The following is a 25,778-nucleotide window of genomic DNA, read 5'->3' on the forward strand; positions in this document are numbered from 1 at the left end:
GACGGCTCAGCTTTCCCTCTGGGCGCGCCCCGCCCACCACACTCTTCACCCATAAGCACGAAGCCGCCCGCCCGGCCGCCCTCTTCCCGCCCTCGCAGGCCACGGCCCACACACGCACGGGACGACCGGGGCACCGGAACGTGCGGCGCCGTGGTCCGTGGCGTGGGTGAGTACGGGCCGGGCGACATGGCACCGGTCAACTCCGTGGTCCTCGTGAGGTGATCAGCACCTGAAGCGACCGTCCCTCCTTCGGCGGCTGAAGGCAGCGCCCTGGCGCCAGCCGCGACCGGCGACAGGGCGCTGCCGACCCGCTTACGGGATCTCGTCGCCGCCGGTGCGCCCGTCAGGCGGCTCCGCCCGACGCTCTTCCTCCTGGTCGCCGCCCGCTTCCGCGGAGCCCGCGAGCGGCGCCTGGACATCGTCGGGGGCCGCATCGTCAGCAGGGGCGGAGCGGTCGTCCCAGGCGCGGTCGTCCAGGGTGATGGTGACCGGCCGGCCGTGCGGGGAGAGGCCGGTCAGGCTGGACCGGATCCGCTCGTAGAGGGTGGCGGCCAGCTCCTGGTCGCCGTCGCCGTCGCCGGCCGTGTGACCGACGGAGTGCAGGCTGATCAGCAGGGCGATCAGGGAGCGTCCGGAAACGGCGGCCCGGATCCGCTCCTGGCCCTCGCCGGCGACCTGCGGCGGCACCCGGAAATGCCGGTGCCGCCCCGCGTGCGCGGTGAGGAACTCCCAGACGTCGCGGTGGCACAGCAGGTCGGCGGACGAGACCCTGGCCGCCTGCCTCAGCAGCTCGCTGTGCTCCGTACTCACCTCGACGGCCACCGTCCCGCCGTCGGCAGGCCGCAGCTGCTCCAGTCCGGCCCGCAGCGCGACAACCTCATCGCGCAGAGCGGCGAGCTCGGCACCCGTCCCCCTGCGGACCGCGTCCAACTGCCCACGCAGCTCCCCGGCCACCTGGCGCAACTGCACCAGCACGTCATCGCGGACGGCGGCAGCCGCCTCGCCCTGCGCATCCGTCTTCTCCGTCAGGAGGAAGCGGAGCGAGGCGAGTTCTTCGGCGACGGCGTCGCGGACGGCCTGCCGGATCAGGTCAACCGACACCACGGGGGCCTCAGGGGACGTGCCGTCGCCGCTGTCGCGCTGCGCCGGGATCGTGGCGCCGACGGATACCGCCGGACGGTCGTCGTGCTCCGTGGCGGTGGCCAACGGGTCCGGCCCCGGCGGGGTGTTGAGGTCGGATGCGGGCCCTGGCGCATCGTGGCCGGCGGGCCGGTACGGGGGCGCCGGTTCCGGAGTACCCGCGGCGGCAAGTGGTGTCCGAGCGGCCGGGGCGATGTTCTCGACGGCCTGCCGGAGGTCGCGCATCTCGGCCTGTAGCTGGGAGACGGCCTGGCGGACTTCCGTGTTCAGCATGTCGGCGCCGGTGGACAGCCGGTCCCTCGCCTCACGGAGGTTGGCGCGCATCCGGCCGAGTTCGTCGACCACGGTCCTGGCCGTGTCCTGCTGGGCGCTCTGCCCGCTCGCCTCCAGCTTCTCGACGCCCTTGTCGAGAGCGTCCCGTAGCTCCTTGCCCGTGTGCATGACGTCGGCGTGCAGCATCGTCAGCGTGTTGGCGAAGTCCGGGTTCGTACCCCGTGCCATCTGGCCCCCTGCGAGATTCGCGATAGCGGTGAGTAGTGGTTCGCGTCCGCTGCGCATGCTGCCACCGGCGGGGCGCATGCTGCTGAGTCATCGCGTCAACTCGCCCTTGAGCAAAGCCATTTGGCCAACGGAGCAGCCGAAAAGGGCCGTGCGGATCGCACTCCGGGACGAGTCTGCGACGCGACTTCGGGTAGCAGACGTCGACAGCTGACACAACCCATGCGGGTGGCACATCGCCCCCTGCCGGGTGTGGCGCTCCACGCCATACCGCCGCGCGCCGAACCGCCTCTACGGTGCGGGGCACCGGGCAACTCCCGCTGATCCACGCCAGGGGAGCGCCCCGGTGTCCCCCCACATGACACCGAAGGAGCTGCCATGCAGTCACCGCCCGTCCACCCGCTGCCGCGTCTCGCGGGGCGCACCTGGCGTGGCTTGCTGTCCCGCTTCGCCGCCGTCGCCGCCCTCGTCCTGGCAGGGGCCGTGGCCGGCCCGGCGCAGGCCGCCCACGCGTCGGCCGGCCTGACGCAGGTCACCGGCTTCGGTGACAATCCGGGCCGGTTGAACATGTACGTGTACCGGCCCGAGTCTCTGCCCGCGAAGCCGGCGGTGGTGTTCGCGCTGCACGGGTGCACTCAGGACGCCCGGACCTACGCCGACCACTCCGGCCTGCCCCAACTCGCCGACCGCGACGGCTTCTTGCTCGTGTTCGCGGAAACCACGTCCGCGAACAACATGAACAAGTGCTTCAACTGGTTCCAGCCCGGCGACAACCGCAGAGGCCAGGGCGAAGCCGCCTCGATCCAGCAGATGGCCGCTCACACCGTCGCCGCCTACGGTACGGACGCACAGCGGACCTATGTCACCGGTCTGTCCGCGGGGGGCGGCATGACGTCGGTGATGCTCGCCGCGTATCCGGACGTCTTTCACGCGGGTGCCGTCATCGCCGGTCTGCCCTACGGCTGCGCCGACGACGTCATCAGCGCCTACACGTGCATGAATCCCGGTACCGACCGGACTCCGGAGCAGTGGGCCCGGAGCGTCAGGGACGCGTTCCCCTCCTGGACGGGCGCCCGGCCGCGCGTGGCCATCTGGCACGGCGACAAGGACACCACGGTCGCACCGCGCAACGCGGACGAACTGCGTGACCAGTGGACGGCCGTGCACGGCATCTCCCAGACGCCGAGCCGCACTTCGGAAATCGGCCCGAACGCCACCCGGCACGAGGAGTACCTGGCTGCGGACGGCTCGGTGGCCGTCGAGGTGAACCGCGTTCCGGGCATCGGGCACGGCACCCCGGTCGACCCGGGCAGCGGCGGCGAACAGTGCGGCAGCACGGGTGCCGCCTATTTCCTGGATTCGATCTGCTCCAGCTACTGGATCACGCGGTTCTTCGGCCTGGGGGGATCCGGCGCGACCTGGCGCTGAGCGCCAGGTCAGGCAGGGCGTCGTCGTACACCGGCATCGACCTGTGCCGGCCAACTGCGGCCACCGCCCCCGCCCATGGACCGTCCGGGCCTCCCGTCCCATAGCCGCATGCGCCATAGGTCCAACACCCTTTGTGGCGGTCACAGACATAGGTGTGGCAAGGCGGCGTCCCTAATGTTTCCGGCCATGACGCGCAAGAATCCTTCTCTTCCCCGTCGTGCCTCCCTGGGGGCAGGCGTGGATCTGACGTCCAGGTCCGCCTTGGTCACCGGTGGCGGCAGCGGTATCGGCAAGGCGTGCGCCGTGGCGCTGGCGGCGGTCGGCGCCACCGTGCACGTCGTGGACCGGGACGCCGCGGCTGCCAGGGCGGTCGCGGCCGACATCGGGGCCAAAGCGCACGTCGTCGACCTGGCCGACCAGACCGCGATCGACGCCCTGCCGACCGGAGTCGACATCCTGGTCAACAACGCCGGACTCCAGCACGTCGCGCCGCTGACGGACTTCCCGCCCGAGCGGTTCGCCCTCATCCAGCAGGTGATGGTCACGGCACCGTTCCTGTTGATGCGCCGCAGCCTGCCGCACATGTACACACAGGGCTGGGGGCGGGTGATCAACGTCTCCAGCGTCCACGGACTGCGGGCCAGCGCCTACAAGGCGGCGTACGTCGCCGCCAAACACGCCCTGGAAGGGCTGAGCAAGGTGGCCGCGATCGAAGGCGCCCCGTACGGGGTGACCAGCAACTGCATCAACCCCGGCTATGTCCGCACCCCCCTGGTCGAGCACCAGATCCGCGACCAGGCCGCCGCACACGGAATCAGCCCGGAAGACGTACTGAGCGACGTACTGCTGACCCGCTCGCCCATCAAGCGCCTGCTGGAGGCGGAAGAGGTCGCCTCCGCCGCGCTGTGGCTGTGCACGGACCACAGCGGCTGCATCACCGGTGCCTCGCTGCCCATTGACGGCGGCTGGGGCGCCAACTGACCTGCGCCGTCCGCCACTTCACCCTTTGCCCTTGTCCGTATGCGAGAAGCCGGTGACCGAATGACCGAGACCACGTCCGCCCAGCCGGGCGCGCGCCGCTCCGGCGGCATCGCCCGGATCGTCAGCGCGAGCCTGATCGGCACCACCATCGAGTGGTACGACTTCTTCCTCTACAGTTCTGCCGCCGCGTTGGTGTTCAACGACCTCTTCTTCCCCTCCAGCGACCCGCTGGTGGGCACAATGATCGCCTTCATCACCTACGCGATCGGCTTCGCCGCCCGGCCGCTCGGCGGCGTGGTCTTCGGACACTTCGGCGACAGGATCGGCCGCAAGAGACTGCTCGTGCTCAGCCTGATGATGATGGGTGGAGCCACCTTCGCCATGGGCCTGCTGCCCACCTACGGCACCTTCGGCGTCGGCGCCCCGATCCTGCTCACGGTGTTGCGCCTCATCCAGGGCTTCGCGCTGGGCGGCGAATGGGGCGGCTCCGTACTGATCGTCTCCGAGCACGGCGGCGACAGGCACCGTGGTTTCTGGGCCTCTTGGCCGCAGGCAGGCGCTCCGGGCGGCAACCTTCTCGCCACCGGTGTCCTCGCGCTGCTGGCCGCCGTGCAGTCCGATGACGCGTTCCACTCCTGGGGCTGGCGCATTCCCTTCCTGCTCTCCGGCGTCCTGGTCGTGATCGGGCTGTGGATCCGTGTCTCGGTGTCCGAGTCCCCGGTCTTCCTCGCCGCACAGGCCGAGGCCGAGGAGGACGCCGCCCGAGGGGTCCAGGAGAAGCCGCCGGTCGTCGAGGTCTTCCGCCGCAGCTGGCGCGAGGTGCTCGGCGCCATCGGCACCCGGTTCGGCGAGAACATCTCGTACTACATCCTCACCTCCTTCATCCTGGTCTACGTCACCAGCCACCTGGAACTCCCCAAGAGCACCGCGCTGAACGCCGTCCTGATCGGCTCGGCCGTCCACTTCGTCACCATCCCCCTGTGGGGGGCACTCTCCGACCGGCTCGGCCGCAAGCCCGTGACCCTGATCGGCTCGGTCGGGATGGCCGCCTGGGCGTTCGTCTTCTTCTCCCTGGTCGACACGGAGTCGTTCGCCGTGATCACCCTGGCGGTGACCGCGGGGCTGCTGCTGCACGGCGCCATGTACGGCCCGCAGGCCGCCTTCATCTCGGAAATGTTCGACACCAAGGTCCGCTACTCGGGCGCCTCCATGGGATCGCAGCTCGCTTCGATCGTCGCCGGTGCCCTCGCGCCTATCATCGCGGTCGAACTCTTGAAGGATTTCGCGTCCCCGACCCCCATCGCGCTGTACCTTTGTGCCGCCGCAGTGATCACCACCGTCACCGTCGCCGTCATCAAGGAGACCCGAGGCCGCGACCTGACCCGCTCCGTCACGCCGCCGAGCGGGCACGAAGCACCGGTCGTCCGCGCCGGCCGTCGCTGAAGGGACCGCCGCCATGACCACCGTGAACGAACCCGCGGGCGCGGCGACAGCGGCACTCAGGGAACTGCTCGACCTGCTGACCGCCGACGCGTCGGCCGAGCAGCTGGCCAAGACCGCCGACCGGGCACGCGCCGCCGGGGCGAACGCGCAGGAACAGCGCGCGATCGACGACGCCACCCGGGTCGCACTGGACATCCACCGGACCCTGGCCCAGCGCCGGAGACGAGAAGCGGAACTCGCCGCACTGTTCGACACCGCAAGCGACTTGGCCGCACTGCGCGACCTGGACTCCGTGCTGCGGGCCATCGTGCAGCGGGCCCGTACCCTGCTGGGCACCGACATCGCCTACCTCACCCTGATCGACTTCGGGGTGGGGGACACGGTCATGCGGGTCACCGTCGGCTCGGTCTCCGCCAAGTTCCAGCAACTGCGCCTGGCCATGGGGGAGGGGCTCGGCGGCCTCGTCGCACAGACCGCCCGCCCCTACGCCAGCACCGACTACCGCACCGATTTCCGCTTCACACACACCGGCAGCATCGACGAAGGCGTGGACGAAGAAGGACTGCGCGGCATCCTCGGCGTCCCGCTGCGGGTCGGCTCACAGGTCATCGGCGTCCTGTTCGCCTCCGACCGGACGCCGCGCGAGTTCACTCCCGACGCCATAGCCCTGCTCGCCTCGCTCGCCGACCACGCCGCAGTCGCGATCGACGGCGCACGCCTCCTGGAAGAGACCCGCTCGGCGCTCGTCGAACTGAACGCGGCGAACGAGAAGGCCCGCGCGCACAGCGAAGCCATGGCCCGCGCGGCCGACACCCACGACCGGCTCACCGATCTGGTCCTCACCGGGGGCGATGTCGACGACGTCGCACGCGAGATCGCCGCCCTCCTCGACGGCGGCCTGGCCCTCCATGACGCGGACGGCACCGAACTCGCCCGCGTGGGCACCGCCCCCCTGACCCCGCCCGAGCAGGGGATCGAAGCCTCCCGCACCGGCGGGCGGGCCGTCCCCGTAGACGGCACCTGGGTCTGCGCGGTCCTGGCAGGCCCCGAACTCCTCGGCAGCCTGCTGCTCACCGGCCGGGCCGGCCTCACCGCCGACGACCGCCGCCTGTTCGAACGCGCCGCCCTGGTCACCGCGCTCCTGCTGCTTCTGCGCCGATCCGTGGCCGAGGCTGAGGACCGGGTACGCGGCGAACTCCTCGACGACCTGCTCACCGTGCCGCCCTCCGGAGGATTCCGCGACACCGGCAGCATGGCGCTGCGCGCAAGGAAACTGGGCATCAACCTCACCCAGCACCACGCGATCCTCGTCGCCAATTGCGCCCCTGATCTGCGATCACGTCTGCTGGCCGAAGCAGCACGCCGTGCCCGCACGCTCGGCGGCCTGGCCGGGACGCGCAACGGGCACACCGTCCTGCTCGCCCCCACCGCGGACCCGGGATCACTCGCTCATGACCTGGCCCAGGAACTCACCCGCGGCCTCGGCACTCCCGTCACCATCGGGGCGGCGGGCCCCACCACAGGGGCCGAACGCCTCCCCGACATCTACGACGAGGCGCACCGCTGCCTCGGAGCCCTGGAAACGCTCGGCCGCGCCGGTGAGGGAGCGAGCCCGGCCGAACTGGGCTTCCTGGGCGTCCTCTTGGGCGAGCGGGCGGACATCGCCGGATACGTGGACCGCGTCCTGGGCCCGGTGATCGGCTACGACGCCCAACGCGGCACCGAACTCGTCCGCACGCTCGACGCCTACTACGACCACGGCGCCAGCCTCGCCCGATCCAAAGATGCCCTGCACGTCCACGTCAACACCGTGGTGCAGCGTCTCGACCGCGTCACACAACTCCTCGGCCCTGACTGGAACACCCCCAGCAGAGCCCTGGAAATCCAAGTCGCCCTGCGCCTGCACCGCCTCGTCCAACGGCGCACTCCCCGTTGACCTGTCAGCGGCCTGTGGCATGGTGGCACAAAGTGCGTACTCGCTCCCTCTGGGTTACGTTCCGGGTAACCGTCGGTGGGAGAGACAACATGAGTTACACGCTGTTGCGTGGCCTATTCGTCATCCGTTATCCCGACCTGCCCCGGCAGGGACCGGAGCCGGACGGTGACACGGTCAAGTTCAGACCGGACTCGCCCGCCCTGGTCGAGGGGCTGCCCCGGCCGTCGGGGATGCCGCCGGACATCAACGCAAGAGGCATCTCGGTGCGTCTTGAGGCGATCGACGCGCTGGAGACGCACTTCGGTGGGACTCACCAGGAGCTGGTCGGCGCGAACGCCGCCCGCGAAAGGTTGCTGGCGTTGCTGGGGTTCACCGGCGTCACCTTCTTCGAGGACCACCCGAACAAGGTCGAGGCAGCCGATCAGGACAGCCTTCGCGGCTATGTGCTCTCCAATGGGATCGACGCCAACGGGCGGCTGATCGGGTTCGTCTTTCCCGGCGACCCCGTCGAGCCGGACGGGGCGGACGTGTTCCTGGAAGAAGCCCGGGTGGACGCATCGCCCAACGCGACGCTGATGACGGAGGGGCTGGCCTACCCGGCGTTCTACGCGACCCTGCCCGTCGCGCTGCGCATCCACCTGGCAGGGAAGTCGCGGGCGGCGCGGGCGGCGAAGGCCGGGCTGTGGCGAAACTCGACGGCCGACCCGAACGGCAAGGCCACCGTCGCGAACCTCGACGCACTACGGCAGCTGGTGATGTGGCCCAAGCTGTTCCGGCGGCTCGTGCCCTACTTCGCGGCCGGGGCCACCGACTTCACCGCGTTCGATGCCTGGTTGCGCGCCGACAAGGTGCACCGCGACGACCCGCTCTTCCTCCTGGACCGGGGCGAATTCGGCAACATGCACGACGTGATCAGCGCCGGGGGCAGCGACATTCAGCTCACGGTCTGGCCTGAGGAGTTCATCATCAGCCCCGACCCCGCACCGCCAGGGGTGTCCACCTCTCCCTAGGCGCCGAGGCCGGTACCGTCGAGGAACTGAAGCAGCACGGCGGCCTCCGCGCGCAGCTGCGCGGCTCGGGCAGCATGCGCGGGGGCTGTCAACTGCGCTGCCGCCTCCAGCCGTTCGGCGGCTTCGGTGCGCACGACCTCCACCACACGGCGCTCGCTCAGCTCACGCCGCGCCGCTTCGGTGGCGCCGGCGCCGACCGGCGACTGTTCCAGGGCCGCGCCGCGGAGTCCGGCTTCGTCCACGGGCACCGCCTCGGCGTTGTCCAGCGCGGCGAGCGTGGTGCGCAGGGCACTCACCGCCGCCTTGTCGCGGGCGCGCATCGCTTCCGGCAGTGCTTGACGCATACGAAGACGTACAGACATGCCGATGACCTTATGGCCGCATGCCTGGACCCACAACGCGATTTACGCGCGGCACCGGGCTTCCCGCCAACCGGGCGCTACCTCCTGACAAGATCGCGAAGACCGCGTACCGCACCGCCTCCGCGATGGCCCCCTCTGCCGTCGAACGGTCTGAACTCCCCACCCCTCAGGTGCCGTTGAAGGACGACCTGGCGCTGTCGAGGGTGGCCTCCATGCGGGCTACCTGGCCCCGGGTGAACATGAACATGGACTTGTCGTCGGTGTAGTCCATGTAGTTGACGAACATGTCGCCGTCCGGGCCGTTGCTGCACGACAGCCGGGGGAAGGCCGGGGTCTGGAAGTTGGGGCCGCCGGCGTTCGGGGTGTCCGCGACGAGGTCGCTGCCGTTGCAGCCGTTGTCGTCGTCGCCCCAGATGTGCAGCAGGTTGAGCCAGTGACCCACCTCGTGGGTGGCTGTGCGCCCGCCGTTGAAGGGGGCGGAGGCGGTGCCGGTCGTACCGAAGAACCGGTGGCCGATGACCACGCCGTCCGTATCCGCGGGACCACCCGGGAACTGGGCGTAGCCGAGTATCTCGTTGGAGTCCCTGGGGTCGAAGATGCGCGGGCAGACCCAGAGGTTGAGGTACCGGTCGTCGGGCCAGGCGTCGTGGCCGCCGCTCGACGCGTGTTTGGCGGCGTTGGTCCGTATGTTGAATTGCGTGTTCTGTGTCTGTGTGCGGGTGATGCCGTCGGTGGGCTGCCCTTGTGGGTCCTGCGTGGCGAGGTGGAACTCGATGCGACTGTCGGCCACGAGCGGTTTCCAGACCTCGGGAACCCTGTCGATGTCCGGATTGAGAGCCCGGAAGTCCCGGTTCAGTACGTCGATCTGGCTGGTGACCTGGTCCTCGCCGATGTTCTGTGCGGCGGTGTTGAACACCACGTGCACCACGACCGGGATGCGGGTCAAGCCGACGCGTTCCGTTGTCTCGGCGCCGATCTCGTAGGCGAAGGCCTGGTTCTCGATCTGGACACGGTTCGCGGCGTACGCCGGGTCATCGGCCATCAGCAGATGGTGCACCGGCATGGTGCCGCACCCTCGGCGGATAGGAGTGGTGGCCGCATCATTCTCTGACATATCGCACCTCCAGGTTTGGCCGCGGGGCGCGGCTGTGGCCGGTGAGGTATTGCAAGTTAGTGTAAATAAGCCATGATGGTGCAAATAGAAAAATCCACCAACAGGCTAGCATTTGTTGTGAATCGGGGCAAAAGATGCTTCGAGGGAAGGTCGGAACGATGAGCGAGCTGCCTGCCGAACTGTTCCGGCAGTGGACCCACTCCTACGAGGAGGACACCGAGGGCGTGACCGTCTACCGTCCGGCCGGCTATCCGTTTCCGCCCGCTCGCGGTCGCCGGGGCATGGAGATCGTCGCGGATGGCACCTACATCGATCACGTCATCGGCGGTGCCGACGTACCCGACACCGTCCCCGGCCGCTGGTCGACGGCGGACGGGCGGTCACTTGCCATCAGCTTTCCCGGCACCGACCGGCCAAGCCGCCGGCTCGAAATCCTGCAGTGCGACGGCGAACTGCTGAAGGTGCGTGCTTCCTGAGGCAGCCGAACGCCCCAACTCTCCCGTCCGTCCCCGCCGTTCCGATACCGCCCCGCTACCCGGTCAGGTGCGCGCGGGCAAGGGCGGTGAGGGCGCTGCGGGTCTTGGACATCTGAGGCGAGGGAGGCTGGAGGCCCAGGTCGATGAGGGCCCGTTCCAGCAGGTCCTGTGCGCCGGAGGCTTCGGCAGGGTGCGCCCGGAGTGACAGCTCCAAGAAACGCAGGTCGGGGCCGACGCTCCAGAATTCCGCGGTGAGCGGGTGGATCAGGTCGCGGCGGGAGGGCTTCCACTTGATGGCCTGGACCGGGCCAAGCGGCACGAGGTCCGCCAGGTCGTCGTCGGTGACCTGGGCGCTCGCCAGCAGCTCTCGCTGGTCCCGGGTCAGCCGGGGCCGACGCGAGTCCCCGTCCCTGTCCCCGTCCCTGTCCCCGTCCCCGTCTCCGTCATCGGCGGTGGGCCGCCCGAAGTCGCCTTCCACCTTCAGCGAGGCCGCCCAGGCGCGATTGCGGCCGGTCCAGTCCTCCTCGATCGTGAACTCCCAGTCCTTCCCTTCGCGATTCGCCCGCCAGTCGGCAGGCAGCGTGTCCAGGACGCACGGCCGCAGTTTCACGGTCAGGTCGTCCGCATCGCCCTTCGCGGCCTTCCGTAGCCGGATGACAACTCCCGCCTCCGACAGGGGAAGACGGATGCTGTCACCATCCGTCCACGGTCTTTCCCAGAAGTAAATCGTGAGGTCCTTGCCGTCGTCGGCCTCCAGCCCGAGCATCCGGAGCGCGGAATCGGCCGCCTCACCTGACATGCTGAGCTTGACTTCGACATCGGCGTTCTTCAGCGCATCCGCCATATTCCCTTTATCGCACGGGGGTACCCGGCGCGCATCCCTCATTCCGTACGCGAAAGGGCACCTGCGAGGGCACGCGAAAGGGCACGCGCGAGGGCACGCGAAAGGGCACGCGCGAGGGCACGCGAAAGGGCACGCGCGCCGAGAGCACATCACGGCTTCTGCGGTGCACGAAGGCCAGTCGTTTGCTTGTGGCCACCTGACGGGCAATCACCGCACCGGCATCAGTGACATGCGGAGGCGCAGTCACCGCCCGCCGTCCGGTTGCCGACCCCGCTGGGGCATGTCACGGTGAAATCGAGGACGCATGCGAAGGGCGGGGGCAGCCAGAGGCGAGGGGCCCGACGAGGGGTACAGCCATGCCAGGCTTTGAACGGTATCGCTACCACGCCAGCGACGATCCGGAGGCGGGTGGCGCACATCAGGGGCCGGAGGCGGTGCGCGGGGTAGGCGCACCAGAGGGCGCCGAGGACCGCGGAGCGTTCAACTCGGCCGAGACCGCCGCACGTTTCTACCTGGCCGAGAAGCTCGGCCGGGCGGAAGCCCCGGAGCTTCGTGCCGCGGTCAGGGAGGACCGGCCCGAGCGGGTTCCCGATCTGGCCCTGCGCGGGGCGCGCCGCCAGGTCGGCACAGGCACCACCCTGGTCCGCTTCGACCAGACTCAGCAGGAGATCCCCGTCTTCGGCGCCGAGGCGCTGGTCGAGATCGACGAGAGTCAGCGGCTGGTCTCGATCGACTGCCGGCTCGGAGAGGTATCCGGCGTGGGCTCCGTACCCGAACTGTCGGGCAACGAGGCGCTGGAGCGGGTCAAGGCGGCGACCGGGAGCACGGTCGACGCCGAAGAGCTACCGCCGCCGACACTGGCGTATGTCAGCCAGGACGACCAGTGGCACCTGGCGTGGCACCTGCGCAAGGTGCCGGCCCAACTGCCCGAGTCGCGCCGTGAGGAGGGCCAGCGCGGCCATGGCCTCGACCCGTCCCCGCGCGACGACTTCCCGCTCACCGGCTACCTCGTCGACACGCATTCCGGAGAGATTCTCCAGTCGTACGGGATGGCCCCCACGGTTTCGGTGCCTACCCGGCTGGAGGGCGACGACGAGGTCAGCGTCCATCACCGGTTCCGGGGCAGTCACCGGGACAGCTCCTACTTCTTGAACGACAAGTGGCGGCAGATCGCCACCTATGACCTGGACTTCGCCGACCTTGCGGGAGCCCAGCTGCCGGCTTCGACGATCGGCTCGTCGGATGCGGACTTCGGCGCTGACCACCGGGCCGGGGTCTCGGCCCATGTCAACGCGGAGCGGGTGGAGAGTTTCTACCGCCAGCAACTCAACCGGGACGGCATCGACGACGCCGACATGGAATTGGTCTCCGCAGTCAACTGCACCTACCGGCGGCACGGGCCGGGGCCCGAGTGGCGCAACGCCGTCTGGTGGAACGGGCGGATGTGGTACGGCCAGACCTCCGACGGAAACCGGCTGGTCAGCCTGGCCCGCCATCTCGGGATCATCGCGCACGAGCTGACCCACGGGGTGATCGAGACCTCCAGCAACCTCGTCTACCAGGACCAGTCCGGCGCTCTCAACGAGTCGCTGGCCGACACCATGGGCATCATCATCGCCAACTGGTACCAGGCGCCCGACCAGGGCGATGTGCGTACCTGGAGCTGGGAGATCGGGGCCGACCTGGGTCGCGACGGCCTGCCGCTGCGCGACATGAGCGACCCCACCCGGACCGGCGATCCCGACCATATGCGCGACTACCGGCACACCACGGCCGACAACGGTGGCGTGCACACCAACAGCAATATCCACAACAAGGCGATGCACCTCATGCTCACCTCGGTGGACGGAGCAGGAAAGCCGCTCCTCACGGTCGAGGAATGGGCGCTGTTGGTCTATCTCGCCCTGGTGCGGTTGCTCACGCAGTCGGGTTTCGAGGACATGCGCCAGGCGCTGCGGGACGTCACCAATACGTACCTCGCCGGAAATACTGCCGCGTGCACCGCGACGCTGGCCGCGGTCGACGACGCATATCGAAGGGTCGGCATCGCCTGAGAGCGACCAACAGCCCACCCCGTCCGCAAGTGAGCGCGCAGCACGTCGGATTCGCTACCAGACCGACCGGGTTTTCACTTCCCGCGGCTTCTTCATTGCCCGCTGGACCACACCACCCGTTCAGCAGGCATGCAGGTCGCCCTGGGCATGGCATGTATCGATTAACGGGCTGCCCCATGAATTTCCGAGGCTTTAATTCATTCCCTGCCGAGTCCGCGCGCCGGCTCACGGTTTGACCATCGAAGCGACTGCGATACGTCATAGCGCGTCACGCCAGGCCCATGCACTGTAGAAACTGCCCGATAGAGGAGCGAGTCACGTGTCCGGCACTCAGGCGTTTGACGTCATCATTGTCGGCTCCGGAGCCGCCGGGGGAATGGCGGCCTACGAGCTTTCTTCGGCAGGTCTGAAGGTCCTCATGCTGGAGGCCGGCCGGGACTACGCCCCCGGAACCGAGACGCCGATGTTCCAGACGCAGGAGGACGCGCCACTGCGAGGGGCGACGACGGCGGACAAGCCGGCCGGCTTCTACGACGCCACGGTCGACGGTGGATCGGAGATCAGCGGCGAGCCCTACACCCAGGCCAATGAAGCGGAGCCGTTCAGTTGGTGGCGACCGCGGATGCTCGGTGGCCGGACCAACCATTGGGGCCGCGTGGCGCTGCGCTTCGGGCCTTATGATTTCAAGCCGAAGACACGCGACGGACTGGGTTTCGACTGGCCCATCGATTACACGGATCTCGCACCGTGGTACGACAAGGTCGAAAGCCTCATCGGCGTCACGGGCCTGCCGCACGGGATCGAGAACGCACCCGACGCCCCTCCCGGTGTCCAGCTCCCGCCCCCGCCCCCGCGCGCCCACGAGATCGTCCTCACGCGGGCATTCGAGAACATGGGAATGAAGGTGGCGGCCATCCATGCGGCCGTCCTCACCCGCCCTCTGAACGGCCGCGCGGCGTGCCTGTACGCGACTCAGTGCACGCGCGGCTGCTCAAGCCAATCAAACTTCCAGAGCCCGACCGTCCTCATTCCTCCTGCTCGGGCCACCGGAAATCTCACCGTTCTGTGCAATGCCATGGTGTCCCGGGTCGACGTCGACGACACCGGGCGTGCGACCGGAGTCACGTTCCACGACCGTGAGACCGGCTCCGAGTTCTCGGTCCAGGGCAGGGTGGTGACACTGGCGGCGGGCACCTGCTCGTCGGTGCGCATCCTGCTCAACTCAAGAAGCGATGCGTTTCCCAACGGCATCGGAAACAACTACGGATTCGTCGGGAAATATCTGATGGATTCGGTCGAATTCTCGCGGTCGTCGCGGATTCCGATGCTTGAGAAGGTGCCGCCGCAGAACGATGACGGCATCTTCACGCCGCACGTCTACGTGCCGTGGTGGCTGGTGCGCGAGCAGGCGGCAGGGAAGCTCGATTTCCCGCGCGGCTACCATATCGAGCCGCGCGGGGGGCGCCGGATGCCCACTACCGGCGTGGGCGGATTCGTAGATGCCGGAAGTGCGACCTACGGCGATGAGCTGCGCGCGGAGGTTCGGCGGAAGTACGGCACCTTTGTCACCCTCATCGGTGAAGGCGAGATGATCCCGAACGAGGATTCCTTCTGCGAACTCGACCCTGTGACCAAGGACAAGTGGGGAGTTCCGGCCCTGCGCTTCCACTGGAAATGGGGTGAGTCGGAAATCCGGCAGACCATGCACATGCAGACCACATTCAATGAGGTGTTCCGCAGACTCGGAGGCGCTCCGGACAATACTGCGTTTCAGATGCCGCAGGGCGGCGGAGCGGTTCACGAGGTCGGCGGGGCACGCATGGGATCGTCGCCGCAGAACTCCGTGATCGACTCCTACAACCAGTGCTGGGATGTGCGGAACCTGTTCGTTCTCGACGGGGCAGCCTTCGTGTCGAGCCCGGACAAGAACCCCACGCTGACGATCATGGCTCTCGCCGCCCGCAGTTCGTCCCGCATTCTCGAATTGGTGAAGAGCGGCGGTCTTTAACCGCCCTTCGCGGCACGACCACGCGGAATGGGTGTCCCGACTTCAGTTGACCAGGAACGAGAGGGAGCGATGGACCAGCAAAATGTTGCCGAAGCCGGTGCCGAAGCGCAGGGCTACGGAACCGATCCCAATCTCGTGACGCCGCACGCTCCTTGGCCGCGTACGCTTTCGGAGCACGAGCGCGCACTCATCTCGGCCCTCGCCGACCTCATTCTGCCGGGCACCGATGAGTACCCGGCGCCAAGTGGGATGGGCATCGTCGAGTTCTTCGACGAATGGGTGAGCGCCCCTTACAAGACGCAACAGCAACATAGAACAGTCATCACGACCGGGCTTGCCATGGTCGACGCAGAAGCGCGCCGTCAGTTCGAGAGCGATTTCCTGGAGCTGGACGTACCGCGACAGCGCCAGATCATTGATCAGATCGCGTCGCCCACTGCCGTGGACAGAAAGTTCTTCATCAGATTCCGGCACCTGCTGCTCGGCGGCTATTTCACGTCCGACGTCGGGTTCAAGGCGATCGGCTACATCGGCAACGTACCGCTGCTCAGCTTTCCGGGTGTCACATCCGACGTCCAGCGCATCATCGACGATGAGCTAGAAGTGCTCGGCCTGTAGCGTCCATTCGAATACCGCAGGGGTGTTGTGCATGAAGACGATCAGGGAATACGTCGAAGCGGAGACTCTGTCACTGGATGACCTCAAGGGCGCGCTGCAACTGGCGATGCGTCTGGAATTTGCGACGATCCCGCCGTATCTGTGTGCGCAGTGGTCGGTCAGACGTGACCCGGACCGCACGGAGGGCGTGCTCCACAGGATTGTCAGCCAGGAGATGCACCACTTCGCGCTGGCCGGGAACCTGCTGTCCGCGATCGGCGGTCAGCCGTCGATCGCCAACGCAGAGTTCCTGCCCACCTATCCGGCCAACGAACTACCCGGAGGTATTCCACAGGAGATTCCGATCGACCTGAAGCCGTTGCTCAAGGAGCAGCTCGCGGTTTTCATGCAGATCGAGTATCCGGATTTCCCTCCCGTTGCGCTGGTGCCGGAGCAGCCGCCCGCAACGATCGGTGCTTTCTACGACAGGATCATCGCGGCATTCGATACGCTCATTCCGGCGATCGATCAGAATGCCCATGCGGTGGATGTTCCTTTCGCGAAGCCGATCAGAAGTATCGCCGACGCAATCGGGGCAATCGAGAGGATCAAGAGCGAGGGGGAGGGGGTTCGGGGATCTCCGGATCAGCCATCCGGGGAGGCACAAGGGCGCGCACACTATTACCTCTTCAAGGAGCTGTTCGTTCAGAAGAGGCTGGTCAAGGTCGGCGAAAAGTGGAGCTTCAGCGGAGCTCCCGTCACACTGCCGGAAGTGTATGACTTTGAACCCTCCGCCGCCCGGCCGAACCCGTCAACCGAGTTCAACCGCACCTTGTCGAACCTGCTGGTCGATCTGGAAAAATGCTGGACATCGGGCGATGCCCCGAACGTGGCAGCCATGTTCCAGCTACGCATCGTCGGACAAGATCTGATCAGAAAGGGAATCCGCCCGGAATTCCGGTGGGACGGCGGAGCGGTCTGAGCGTCCCGCCGGGCACGGGTGGCCAGGCCCGACGGCGCGTTTCCTGCCGGGCGCCTTCCGCGGTGAGCCCCGACTCCGCCGCACAGCGGGCCGCTTCAGTCGAGCTTCAGCCGAACGAAGCCAGCTCCCGGTGTGTGGACCAACCGCGCAGTGCCACCTTGTCCTTGAAGTTTCCGACGTTCGTGTCGACCGGTTGGTCGGTGTACTGGTGGAACAGCCACGGGTGCTGAATGTCGGGCCGACCTGGCCTGCCGTTGTACTGGGCTATCCACAGGCCGTCCCCGGCGAAGGACGTGGTGTCACGGTTCAGCCAGAAGTCCCGGTTGCAGTAGAGCACCGTCTTGTGCCCGGGTGCGCGGCGCTGCACGCGCTTGATCCAGCTGTCCTTGAAGGAGTTCGAGACGCCACGGTCCTCCCAGTCGAAGGCGAGAATGTCCCCGTCCGCCAGCGTGATCTTGGAGAGGAAGAAGTCGGCCTGGGCTTCAAAGGATCCAGGCCGGACGAAATGATAGAAGCCGGTCACCATTCCGGCGTCTCGTGCGGTCTTGCGTTGAGCGACCCACTTGGGGTTCGTGTAGGTGGTGCCCTCCGTGATTTTGATGAAGACAAAGGCGAATCCGTCGGTGCGGTATTGCTCCGACTGGAATGACGAGACATCAATTCCCTTGATGGTCATGGTCGCCTCCTTAAGGCGATGGCGACTGACCTGGCGACTCGCGTGCGCATGCTGCCCAGGGCAGTCACGGCTTGTCTCCATTTTCGCGCTGCGCCTCGACCGTGGCATCTGGATCAACCTGCCCGGCCGGAGCGCGACGCAGGCACCGGAACCACGGTCGGCCACGTGCCTGAGCCATGGTCCGCCGGGTCAGGCGTCGTCGCGCTTCACCGCCAGGAAGCCGGCCGTCTGTCCGGCCTTGGCCAGGCTGGAACCGCTCCCGTGGTCCTCCGCGCGCAGCACCGTCCCGGCGAGGGTCATCCGCTGGCCGATCCCGGTCTCCCAGTGGCGTAGGGCGATGCCGTCGTACTCGTAGTGGAAGTCCGCGATGGCGCTGTTCGGCCGGCCCCTTCCGGTCAAGGTGAATGCCATGGGAGACGAGCCCGAGGCCCGGCCAACCATGTCCATGGCGATAGGTTCGGCTCCGGGTTCCTCCGAGAAGACCAGCGCACCGCTGACCGTGCCGTCCGGTTCGGCCGCAAGCCTCAGCTCCAGCTGTGCGAACCGAAGCTTGTTGAAGTCATCGACGGGCTCCGGTCGATTGAGGAAACTCCGGTAGGTGTACGTCCCGGTCAGCTCTACGACGTTCATCTTGTCCCTCCTGGTCACGGCGATGCGCATCGAGCACGCCCCTCCAGAGTGCTGCGAACGCCCAGTCCCCGCGAGCGACAGCGACGGCCGTGTGCCGTGTGCCGTGCGCGAGGGTGCGCTCCTGCCGAACGCGTGCATTTCCCTGCCCCGTCGTCGCCGCTCTCGTCCGGATGGCGCGCCCGGTCACCCCTCGGAAGGTTTGTGGACGAAATGTGATGGGGCGGCCGTCGGGGTCGGTAGGGATCTGGGGCGCCCCACTCGGGCGTCCCGCTCAGAACTAGGAGCAACATGGCGAACGGTGTCGCGTTCGTGCGGCAAGACGCGAGCAAGATGGATACCTGGGATCCGGCGTTGTACTGGTATGCCCGAGCCGTGGGAAGGATGCAGCAGCGGCCGGCCACGGACCCGACAAGTTGGGTCTTCCAAGGGTGTATCCACGGCGTCCCGCCCACGATCACGGAGACGAACGAGGCGTTCAACCAGTGTCCGCACGGCGGCTGGTTCTTCCTGCCGTGGCACCGGGGCTACCTGTACTACTTCGAACGGATCGTCCGGGCAGCCATCAAGGAGATCGCCGCCGAGGAGAAGATCACCCCCGACCCCTCCACCACCTGGGCACTGCCGTACTGGAACTATGCGCTGGACGCGCCCGACCCGAACCCGGTCGAGGACTTCACCTCGCGCGCTCTCCCGGAGGCATTCCGCACCCCCAAGATGCCGTCCCACCCGGAAGGCGACGACCTGACGGCCGACAACCCCCTCTATCTTTCGGACGCACAGGTGCTCCGACCGGACTTCTGGAACATCCCGCATCGCGCGCTGGACAAGAACTCGGCCTTCGAGGTGCTTCCCTACACGGACATCAATCCCTTCCGCGCCATGAGCCAGACGGTATTCTCCGCCACACACAGCCGTCAGACGGACCAGCCGAGCTTCGGCAGCGAGATCAGCTACACCTCCATGATCCACTTCCGCCGTGGCTTCGGTGAGCTGGAGAACGTCCCGCACAACCAGGTCCACGGTGGCGTCGGCGGTTGGATGGGCGCCGTGGCGGGCGCCGCCCGCGATCCGATCTTCTGGCTGCACCACAGCAACATCGACCGGCTCTGGTCGGGCTGGCTGAGCAAGGACAACCTCAACCCGGACCACACGTCCTGGCTGGACCAGCAGTTCATCTTCTTCGACGAGAACGGGCAGATCCAGCGGCCCACGAGCAGGGACTTCCTGGGCATCGATCCACGCGACTACGCATACGAGGCCCTGACCGAGGGGGCGGGAACCCGGCCCGCGGTCGTGCCGCCGGCCCCGGTCACCCGAGCCGGCGAACGCGTCCTGGCCGCCGCCAACCCCCGGCAGGTCCTCAGCGTCCACGGGCCGACCGAGGTGAGCCTGGAACCGGTCGGCGACGCCGGCCGGTCCATGCGGGCCATGGTCGCAGGCCACGCCCCGGAAACCGGCCTGATCCTCACCGTGCACGGTGTGCGCACGGACGTGCCGCCCGGAACGCCGTTCCACGTCTTCCTCAACGGCCACGGGGGTGAACTCGACCCGTCCGGGCCCTACTTCGTCGGCTGGATCTCCTTCTTCGGCGCGGCGGACGTCGACGGATCCCTGCACGACCACGGCGGCCACGACGCGAGTTTCGACATCACCGAGCAGGTCCACCGGCTGCACGAACAGGGGCTGCTGCCGGACGGGCCGGTCACCGTCTCCCTCGTGCCATCCGTCCCCCGTCCCGCACCGGCACTCGCCGAAGCCGCCCCCGCAGGTGCCGTCGCGGAGGCCGCCCCGCAGCCCAGCTTCGAACGCGTCAGCCTCACCGCCGTGTAGCCCGTCCCGCTGCCGCTGCACACCCGCCGGCCGTCGGCTGACTCGACATCAGCCGACGGCCGGTGGTGCTGGAACGCCATCCGTCCGCCGGAAGGAACAGGTCAGCGCAGGACCAGCACGGCTGCCACGGTGACGGCGGCGGCCGAGCCCAGCGCCAGCAGCACGGGCGGCCCCGCCAACTCCCCGGCCGCCCGGCGGCGTCGGGCCAGCGCCAGCGCCAGGGCCGTGCCCGCGCCCCGCAGCAGTACACCCGCGACCACGGCGAGCAGCACTACGTGCACCCACTCCGGCACGGGCACCACCAGGGTGATCCAGCCGCCCACGAGCGGGCTCAGGCAGACGGCGGCCAGCCATGGGGTCAGGGGCCGCCGGCCCCGCGCGTCGAGTACCGCCGTCAACGCGAGTCCTTCACTGACGGAGTGCACGACCAGCGCGGCCACCACAGGAACCGAGGCCAGCAGGACGACCGTCATGCCCTCCACCAGCCGGTGCAGCACGAGGGCCACCGCCGTCCCCGCACTCAGCAGACGCCCCGGCTCACACCGCCGGCGCAGGAGGCGCCCCGCCGGGGCAAGAGCGAAAACCAGCACGGCGGTGACCGGTACGACCCAGCGGGAAACCCCCGCCTCGTCGGCCTCGTGAACGGCGTGCGGCACGATGTCGGCCCCGGCCACGGCCAGCAGCACTCCCGACGCGGCCCCGAGCAGCACCGTCGAACGATGCGACCACCGTCGTCCCGACCACGCACCGACCAGCGTCCCGGCCGCGATCAGCACCAGCCCCAGGTACTGACCGAGGCTGAATTCCCCCGCCCATGACAGTGCGACCCATACCCCCGCCTCGACAACCGCACCAGCCACCGTTCGCCCTTCTTGAAGCGAGTGCAGGAATGGGACCGATTCCCGTGACGCTGCCACGTCTCCTGCCGGGTTGCACGCTGCCGGGCCGCTTCAGGGGCCATTGGCGTGCAGGACCGGGAACCGGCGGCACGGCGCGGCTGCGGGCAGGTACTGGCAGGGGGTGAGTTCCTCCGCTGTTCGGTCAGGAAGAGGTGGGCGGCGGTGACGGGGGTGACGTGGCGGTGCCAGTCGGTGAACGAGCGTGCACGGCTGCCAGGAGGGTGGGAGCGTGCGCGTCGGGCAGGAGGGCCGTCGACGCGGGGCGTGCCGGTTGCCGCAAGGGCGACTGGCCCCCTGCGGCAACCATCCGAGCCCTTCCGGGCCGGCCGACCGGGCGGTGGGGCCCGGATGGCTCATGCCAGGGCCCTCACACCACCCGCACTTCCCGTCCACCGGAACCCTCGCCCCCGTCATCAAGTCCGCGGTGCCGACGGCGTAGTTGCGTGTACCCGTCCACAGTCGACGATGGCGGCCAGAGCGGGGAACTGATCCTCCGTCACCACGCGCTCCAGGACCTTGCGTACGACATCGCAGGGCCGCGGGACTGCGATGCTGCGGGCAACGTGGCGGCTACGGCCAGAGCGGCAGCCGCTGCTGCCGCCGCGGCGGTCCCGCCCCGGCCTGGACGGTGATGTGGCGTGAACAGGCCGGAGCGCGGCTTCCTTTCTTCCCCGCCGGATCCGTCTGCCGGTCAGTTGAACGCGGCGGCGAACATTCCGGGCTCGTAGGAACCGCCCTGCTGGTGCACGATCACGGCGAGCCGGTTGGCCGCGTTGATCAGGGCGACCAAGGCGACCAGCGCGGCGATCCGGTCGTCGTCGTAGTGCTTGCGTACCTGGGCCCAGGTCTCGTCGGACACGCCGTGGTGGGCATCGGCGAGCCGGGTGCCCTCTTCGGCGAGCGCCAGCGCGGCCCGCTCGGCCTCCGTGAACACGGTGGACTCGCGCCAGGCGGCGACCAGATGGAGCCGGGTCGTGGTTTCACCGGCGGCTGCGGCCTCCTTGGTGTGCATGTCGATGCACCAACCACAGCCGTTGATCTGGCTGGCGCGCAGCGACACCAGCTCCTGCGTGGACTTCGGCAGCGGCGACTGCTGGATCACCAGGCCGGCGCCTGCGAACCGCTTGGCGAACTTGGCGGCGATCTCGTTGCCGAACATGTCGAATCGGGTGTCCATGGCTTCGTCCTCACTCGTGGTGTTGCACGGAACGAACACGAGATGCCGGCCACCCGCTCCTTGTGACAGCGGCGGCCGTGTGACGTGCGCCACCACTCATGGGTGTCACAAAGCTGTGGGGACCGGCGTCCTGTGTGCGTGGCACCGTCGAGAGCGGACAGGCAGGAGCAGCCGGTGAAGAGCGAGCACCACGAGCGCACAGAGGGCCCGGCCGGGCAGCTCGCCGGCGGCGGACGCACGGACCCTGCCACCGAGGCGTTCGTCGCCCATCGCAACCTGCTGTTCACCGTCGCCTACGAGATGCTCGGCTCGGCCGCCGACGCGGAGGACGTCCTCCAGGAGACCTGGCTGCGGTGGGCGGGCGTCGATCTCGGCACGGTGCGGGAGCAGCGTGCGTACCTGGTCCGGATCACCACGCGTCAGGCGCTGAGCCGGTTGCGTACGCTCAGCCGCCGCAGGGAGTCCTACGTCGGCACCTGGCTGCCCGAGCCGCTGCTCACCGCGCCCGACGTGGCCGATGACGTCGAGCTGGCCGACAGCGTCTCGATGGCGATGCTGCTGGTGATGGAGACTCTGACACCGACCGAGCGGGCGGTGTTCGTGCTGCGCGAGGTGTTCGACGTCGGATACGACGAGATCGCCGAAGCCGTCGACAAGAGCCCGGCCGCGGTCCGCCAGATCGCGCACCGGGCACGGGCACACGTCGCGGCGCGCCGGCCACGTGCGACCGTTTCCCCGGCCGAGACCCGAGACCTGCTCGATGCGTTCCGACGGGCGGTCGAAACGGGCGATCTGCAGAGCCTGCTCGACACCCTCGCGCCGGATGTCGTCCTCCTGGGCGACGGTGGCGGAGTCAAGCAGGCCGTCCTGCGGCCCGTCGTGGGGGCCGACAAGGTGGCCCGCCTGCTGGCCGCAGGGCTGGGCAGGGTCACCGGAGTGTCGCTGCGGCCCGCACAGATCAATGCCTGCCCGGCGCTGATCATCCGGCTCGACGGCGCGCTCGACACCGTCGTGGCGGCGCGCATCGACAACGACCTCATCACCGGGCTCTACGCCGTACGCAATCCCGAAAAACTCTCACACATGCAGCGGGAGACCACCCTGCGCCGCTGAGCCCCGGCCCTGGCACCACCACCCACACCCCGCTGCCGGCAGCGGCTCGCCCACCGCACACTTCCCTCGACCCGGAGACGGTCCTTCCGCCCTCGCGTGAACCACCTTCTGCTGCCGGGCTCGTGACGTCTGCGATGGCCGGGGCCGACTTGCTCGTCGGGGTGGTGCGGGAAAGGATCAGCGGGTCGTGTCGGCGCGAGTGGCCGGCGACGCACAAGAAGGACAAGGCGGGGTGGGATGGGCGAGCACGGTCGGCGGCGGCGTCACCGTACGGTGGACCGGGTCGCGTGGATCCTGGAGGCCGCCGCACGGGCGCCGGGCGGAGTGACCGTGGCCGAGTTGGCGCGGACGGTCGAGGCGCCGGCGAGTTCGGTGCAGGACCTGGTCAACGGCCTTGCCGCGACCGGTTTTCTGCTGGAGCAGCACGGGCGCTTCAGGCTCGGGCCTGCCCCGCACGTCCTCAACCTCATCGCCGGCCGGGTCGTCCCGCGGATCAGTCAGGCCGAGCTCAGCGAACTGAGCCGCGTCGCGGGTACCCCGGTGCTGCTCACGGTGCGGGTCGGACTCGACGCCGTGTACCTCGCACGCGGCGGCGAGGACCACATTCCGCGCCTCGTGCCGCTCGCCGACCAGCACGTCGCCCGGCCCCTGCTGCGCACCGCAGCGGGCCGGCTGCTCCTCGCGCTCACCGACGAGGCGGAGCGCCGTGGGCTGCTCGACGAACTGGCCCGCCACGACCCCGAGGCGGTCGCCGAGTTCCGCTCCGCTCTTCCGGCGATCCGCGCGTCGCGGATCAGCCGCAGCGAGGGGTTGGCCGACCCCGAGGTCAGCGCACTCGCGATCCCCGTCACCGACGGCCCCGTCGTCACGGGAGCCCTCGCTCTGATGCACCGGCGCCGTGGCCGCTCGGAGCGGCTGCGTCTGGACCGGGCGGCGGCCCGGCTCCTCGCGCACATCCAGGAGCGGCGGATGTGACGTCCGCATCGGTTCACGGATATCCGTGAATCCGGGCGCTCGTGCCGTGCCGGGAACGAGCATCCCGGCATGACTTCGCACACGCTGACCACGACCGATCCGACACCGCCGACGCCCACCGGCGAGGTCGTCTCCCGGCTCCTTCACACCCTCGGCGACCCCGATCCGGCCCGTGGGGCCGAGGACATCACCGTCGTCGGGGCCGATCCCCTGGTGCCATCGGTGCACCGCCTCGCCGATGCCATGTCCGCCGCGATCGGTGTCTTCGGGCGGCAGACGGCGGCACTCGGCGAACAGCGCGGTCACCCGCGCCAGAGGGTGGAGGTACAGGCCGGGGCCGCGATCGACCAACTCATGGCGACGTATCACACGACGCTCTCAGGGCGCCCGCTCAGCGATCTGCTCGACGACCCGGCGCTGCTCGGCAACAACGACTTCTACCGGGCACGCGACGGCCGGTGGATCTTCCTCATCACCGCCTATCCGCATCTGCGGGACGCGGTCTGCTCCGTGCTGAGGTGCGGGCTCGACAAGGTGGGCATCGCGCAGGCCGTGGCCGACTGGGACGCCTTCACGCTGGAGGAGGCCATCTGCGCGCGGGGCGGCGTCGCCTGCGTGGTGCGCAGCCGGGACGAGTGGCTCGCGCACCCCGCGGGGCGGCATGTGGCGCAGCGCCCGGTCGTCGAGATCGACCGCGTCGGTGAAGGACCGGTCCGCCCTCTGGAGCCGATCGGCGCGGCCGACGAAGCGCTCACGGGCGTACGCGTACTCGACCTCACCCACGTCATCGCAGGTCCCGTAGCGGCGCGACTACTCGCCCAGTTCGGTGCCGACGTGCTGCACCTGTCGCGTCCCGACCGCCCCGACCCGATCCCGATGATCGCGATAACCGGCGGCGGCAAGCGCAACGCCTACTGCGACCTGCGCGACGGTCACGACCGTGCGGCCTTCCACGACGCGCTCCAGGACGCGGACGTCTTCGTGCACGCCTACCGGGGACTTGCCCGGCACGGGGCGTCGACCGAGGAACTCGTCCGGCGCCGCCCCGGACTCATCACCCTCGAATACCACGCCTGGGGCGCCGACGGCCCCTGGGGCGAACGCGGCGGTTTCGACCAACTCGCCTGCTCGGCAACCGGATTCGCCGTCGAGGAATGGACGGACCGGCCTTCGCTGCCGCCGACATACCTGCTCAATGACTACCTCGCCGCCTACCTCGGGGCCGCCGCCGTCGCAACGGCCCTGCGCCGACGTACGGCGGAGGGCGGCTCCTGGCGGATCCGCGTGACCTTGGCCGGGGTGTGCCACTGGGTGCAGCAACTCGGGCTGCTGGCACGGGAGGACGTACGCGACCTGCCCCGGCCAGGACGCACGCCGCACGCCCCGCTGTCGACCACCGGGACCGACTTCGGCCCGCTCACCGAACCGGCGACACCGTTCGCGTACAGCGGGCGCACGGCCCCCCAGCCCGGCCGGCGTTCCCCGCTCGGGTCCGCTGCGCTCCAGTGGCGCTAGGCGGTGTCTTCAATTGTCACGCCCACATCAGGAGCGAGGCGAGTGTGACGGCTGCCTGGTAGGACTCGGCGGTCTTGTCGTAACGGGTCG

21 protein-coding genes and 1 pseudogene are annotated in these 25,778 nt (G+C 68.8%); 14 read left to right on the forward strand and 8 right to left on the reverse strand.

Going from position 1 to position 25,778, the window contains the following annotated elements; translation table 11 throughout:
- Positions 1–312 precede the first annotated feature (312 nt).
- Positions 313–1,641 carry a hypothetical protein gene (locus ACGFNI_RS25000; RefSeq protein WP_393686867.1) on the reverse strand — a complete coding sequence of 443 codons (1,329 nt, stop codon included), beginning with the start codon at positions 1,639–1,641 and terminating at the stop codon, positions 313–315.
- A 375-nt stretch (positions 1,642–2,016) separates the two neighbouring features.
- Here ACGFNI_RS25000 and ACGFNI_RS25005 point away from each other — a divergent pair.
- The 5 genes and pseudogenes from ACGFNI_RS25005 to ACGFNI_RS25025 form a co-directional block, all read left to right on the forward strand.
- Positions 2,017–3,048 (forward strand): annotated as a pseudogene (locus ACGFNI_RS25005) (alpha/beta hydrolase family esterase); the annotation flags it as partial.
- A gap of 255 nt (positions 3,049–3,303) precedes the next feature.
- Positions 3,304–4,047 (forward strand): 3-hydroxybutyrate dehydrogenase, encoded by a 744-nt coding sequence (locus tag ACGFNI_RS25010; protein ID WP_393686868.1) that lies wholly within the window; start codon positions 3,304–3,306, stop codon positions 4,045–4,047.
- Between the two features lie 60 nt (positions 4,048–4,107).
- Positions 4,108–5,490, forward strand: a complete 1,383-nt coding sequence (locus ACGFNI_RS25015; RefSeq protein ID WP_393686869.1) for an MFS transporter — start codon at positions 4,108–4,110, stop codon at positions 5,488–5,490.
- Positions 5,491–5,503: 13 nt separating this feature from the next.
- Entirely contained in the window at positions 5,504–7,426 is a 1,923-nt protein-coding gene (locus ACGFNI_RS25020; RefSeq protein ID WP_393686870.1) for a helix-turn-helix domain-containing protein, read from the forward strand.
- A gap of 89 nt (positions 7,427–7,515) precedes the next feature.
- Complete coding sequence (locus ACGFNI_RS25025; RefSeq protein ID WP_393686871.1) at positions 7,516–8,436, forward strand: hypothetical protein; 921 nt, start codon at positions 7,516–7,518, stop codon at positions 8,434–8,436.
- Here ACGFNI_RS25025 and ACGFNI_RS25030 read toward each other — a convergent pair.
- Together ACGFNI_RS25030 and ACGFNI_RS25035 are read right to left on the reverse strand one after the other, a co-directional pair.
- Positions 8,433–8,756, reverse strand: a complete 324-nt coding sequence (locus tag ACGFNI_RS25030; RefSeq protein WP_393686894.1) for a hypothetical protein — start codon at positions 8,754–8,756, stop codon at positions 8,433–8,435. The genes ACGFNI_RS25025 and ACGFNI_RS25030 overlap by 4 nt on opposite strands.
- Positions 8,757–8,964: 208 nt before the next feature.
- Positions 8,965–9,861, reverse strand: coding sequence for a zinc metalloprotease (locus tag ACGFNI_RS25035; protein ID WP_393686872.1), 897 nt, complete (start codon positions 9,859–9,861; stop codon positions 8,965–8,967).
- A 209-nt stretch (positions 9,862–10,070) separates the two neighbouring features.
- Here ACGFNI_RS25035 and ACGFNI_RS25040 point away from each other — a divergent pair, with 209 nt between their 5' ends.
- Entirely contained in the window at positions 10,071–10,388 is a 318-nt protein-coding gene (locus tag ACGFNI_RS25040; RefSeq protein WP_393686873.1) for a hypothetical protein, read from the forward strand.
- 55 nt (positions 10,389–10,443) lie between these two features.
- On the opposite strand, the gene ACGFNI_RS25045 is transcribed toward ACGFNI_RS25040, so the two are convergent.
- A complete protein-coding gene (locus ACGFNI_RS25045) occupies positions 10,444–11,232 on the reverse strand; it encodes a hypothetical protein (RefSeq protein ID WP_393686874.1) in 789 nt (262 codons plus the stop codon).
- 356 nt (positions 11,233–11,588) lie between these two features.
- On the opposite strand from ACGFNI_RS25045, the gene ACGFNI_RS25050 reads away from it, so the two are divergent.
- From ACGFNI_RS25050 to ACGFNI_RS25065, 4 genes are all read left to right on the forward strand, one after another.
- Positions 11,589–13,286, forward strand: a complete 1,698-nt coding sequence (locus ACGFNI_RS25050) for a M4 family metallopeptidase (protein ID WP_393686875.1) — start codon at positions 11,589–11,591, stop codon at positions 13,284–13,286.
- A 319-nt stretch (positions 13,287–13,605) separates the two neighbouring features.
- Entirely contained in the window at positions 13,606–15,294 is a 1,689-nt protein-coding gene (locus ACGFNI_RS25055; protein WP_393686876.1) for a GMC oxidoreductase, read from the forward strand.
- A gap of 69 nt (positions 15,295–15,363) precedes the next feature.
- Positions 15,364–15,912: a gluconate 2-dehydrogenase subunit 3 family protein gene (locus ACGFNI_RS25060; RefSeq protein ID WP_393686877.1), complete on the forward strand. Its 549-nt coding sequence runs from the start codon at positions 15,364–15,366 to the stop codon at positions 15,910–15,912.
- Positions 15,913–15,943: 31 nt separating this feature from the next.
- Positions 15,944–16,873, forward strand: coding sequence for a ferritin-like protein (locus ACGFNI_RS25065; RefSeq protein ID WP_393686878.1), 930 nt, complete (start codon positions 15,944–15,946; stop codon positions 16,871–16,873).
- Positions 16,874–16,979: 106 nt separating this feature from the next.
- Here the strand turns inward: ACGFNI_RS25065 and ACGFNI_RS25070 are convergent, their stop codons facing one another.
- Together ACGFNI_RS25070 and ACGFNI_RS25075 are read right to left on the reverse strand one after the other, a co-directional pair.
- Entirely contained in the window at positions 16,980–17,549 is a 570-nt protein-coding gene (locus ACGFNI_RS25070; protein ID WP_393686879.1) for a glycoside hydrolase family 25 protein, read from the reverse strand.
- A 189-nt stretch (positions 17,550–17,738) separates the two neighbouring features.
- Positions 17,739–18,209, reverse strand: coding sequence for a hypothetical protein (locus ACGFNI_RS25075; protein WP_393686880.1), 471 nt, complete (start codon positions 18,207–18,209; stop codon positions 17,739–17,741).
- Positions 18,210–18,560: 351 nt separating this feature from the next.
- On the opposite strand from ACGFNI_RS25075, the gene ACGFNI_RS25080 reads away from it, so the two are divergent.
- Positions 18,561–20,009 carry a tyrosinase family protein gene (locus ACGFNI_RS25080; protein ID WP_393686895.1) on the forward strand — a complete coding sequence of 483 codons (1,449 nt, stop codon included), beginning with the start codon at positions 18,561–18,563 and terminating at the stop codon, positions 20,007–20,009.
- 101 nt (positions 20,010–20,110) lie between these two features.
- Here the strand turns inward: ACGFNI_RS25080 and ACGFNI_RS25085 are convergent, their stop codons facing one another.
- Both ACGFNI_RS25085 and ACGFNI_RS25090 read right to left on the reverse strand, forming a co-directional pair.
- On the reverse strand, positions 20,111–20,869 hold the full coding sequence (locus ACGFNI_RS25085) for a hypothetical protein (protein WP_393686881.1): 759 nt from the start codon (positions 20,867–20,869) through the stop codon (positions 20,111–20,113).
- A 730-nt stretch (positions 20,870–21,599) separates the two neighbouring features.
- On the reverse strand, positions 21,600–22,085 hold the full coding sequence (locus ACGFNI_RS25090; protein ID WP_393686882.1) for a carboxymuconolactone decarboxylase family protein: 486 nt from the start codon (positions 22,083–22,085) through the stop codon (positions 21,600–21,602).
- 174 nt (positions 22,086–22,259) lie between these two features.
- On the opposite strand from ACGFNI_RS25090, the gene ACGFNI_RS25095 reads away from it, so the two are divergent.
- The 3 genes from ACGFNI_RS25095 (at position 22,260) to ACGFNI_RS25105 (ending at position 25,688) form a co-directional block, all read left to right on the forward strand.
- Positions 22,260–23,198 carry an RNA polymerase sigma-70 factor gene (locus ACGFNI_RS25095; RefSeq protein ID WP_393686883.1) on the forward strand — a complete coding sequence of 313 codons (939 nt, stop codon included), beginning with the start codon at positions 22,260–22,262 and terminating at the stop codon, positions 23,196–23,198.
- A gap of 237 nt (positions 23,199–23,435) precedes the next feature.
- Complete coding sequence (locus ACGFNI_RS25100; protein WP_393686884.1) at positions 23,436–24,173, forward strand: helix-turn-helix domain-containing protein; 738 nt, start codon at positions 23,436–23,438, stop codon at positions 24,171–24,173.
- 69 nt (positions 24,174–24,242) lie between these two features.
- Positions 24,243–25,688, forward strand: coding sequence for a CoA transferase (locus ACGFNI_RS25105; RefSeq protein ID WP_393686885.1), 1,446 nt, complete (start codon positions 24,243–24,245; stop codon positions 25,686–25,688).
- Positions 25,689–25,778: the final 90 nt, after the last annotated feature.

The sequence above is a fragment of the Streptomyces sp. NPDC048644 genome (genome assembly GCF_043199105.1).
GTDB lineage: Bacteria > Actinomycetota > Actinomycetes > Streptomycetales > Streptomycetaceae > Streptomyces.

Bases quoted from the DNA above. Each gene is read 5' to 3' on its own strand.
- ACGFNI_RS25000 (WP_393686867.1), bottom strand. From the start codon at position 1,641: ATGGCACGGGGTACGAACCCGGACTTCGCCAACACGCTGACGATGCTG.
- ACGFNI_RS25015 (WP_393686869.1), top strand. From the start codon at position 4,108: ATGACCGAGACCACGTCCGCCCAGCCGGGCGCGCGCCGCTCCGGCGGC.
- ACGFNI_RS25020 (WP_393686870.1), top strand. From the start codon at position 5,504: ATGACCACCGTGAACGAACCCGCGGGCGCGGCGACAGCGGCACTCAGG.
- ACGFNI_RS25025 (WP_393686871.1), top strand. From the start codon at position 7,516: ATGAGTTACACGCTGTTGCGTGGCCTATTCGTCATCCGTTATCCCGAC.
- ACGFNI_RS25030 (WP_393686894.1), bottom strand. From the start codon at position 8,756: ATGCGCGCCCGCGACAAGGCGGCGGTGAGTGCCCTGCGCACCACGCTC.
- ACGFNI_RS25035 (WP_393686872.1), bottom strand. From the start codon at position 9,861: ATGCCGGTGCACCATCTGCTGATGGCCGATGACCCGGCGTACGCCGCG.
- ACGFNI_RS25040 (WP_393686873.1), top strand. From the start codon at position 10,071: ATGAGCGAGCTGCCTGCCGAACTGTTCCGGCAGTGGACCCACTCCTAC.
- ACGFNI_RS25045 (WP_393686874.1), bottom strand. From the start codon at position 11,232: ATGGCGGATGCGCTGAAGAACGCCGATGTCGAAGTCAAGCTCAGCATG.
- ACGFNI_RS25050 (WP_393686875.1), top strand. From the start codon at position 11,589: ATGCCAGGCTTTGAACGGTATCGCTACCACGCCAGCGACGATCCGGAG.
- ACGFNI_RS25060 (WP_393686877.1), top strand. From the start codon at position 15,364: ATGGACCAGCAAAATGTTGCCGAAGCCGGTGCCGAAGCGCAGGGCTAC.
- ACGFNI_RS25065 (WP_393686878.1), top strand. From the start codon at position 15,944: ATGAAGACGATCAGGGAATACGTCGAAGCGGAGACTCTGTCACTGGAT.
- ACGFNI_RS25070 (WP_393686879.1), bottom strand. From the start codon at position 17,549: ATGACCATCAAGGGAATTGATGTCTCGTCATTCCAGTCGGAGCAATAC.
- ACGFNI_RS25075 (WP_393686880.1), bottom strand. From the start codon at position 18,209: ATGCGCATCGCCGTGACCAGGAGGGACAAGATGAACGTCGTAGAGCTG.
- ACGFNI_RS25080 (WP_393686895.1), top strand. From the start codon at position 18,561: ATGCAGCAGCGGCCGGCCACGGACCCGACAAGTTGGGTCTTCCAAGGG.
- ACGFNI_RS25090 (WP_393686882.1), bottom strand. From the start codon at position 22,085: ATGGACACCCGATTCGACATGTTCGGCAACGAGATCGCCGCCAAGTTC.
- ACGFNI_RS25100 (WP_393686884.1), top strand. From the start codon at position 23,436: ATGGGCGAGCACGGTCGGCGGCGGCGTCACCGTACGGTGGACCGGGTC.
- ACGFNI_RS25105 (WP_393686885.1), top strand. From the start codon at position 24,243: ATGACTTCGCACACGCTGACCACGACCGATCCGACACCGCCGACGCCC.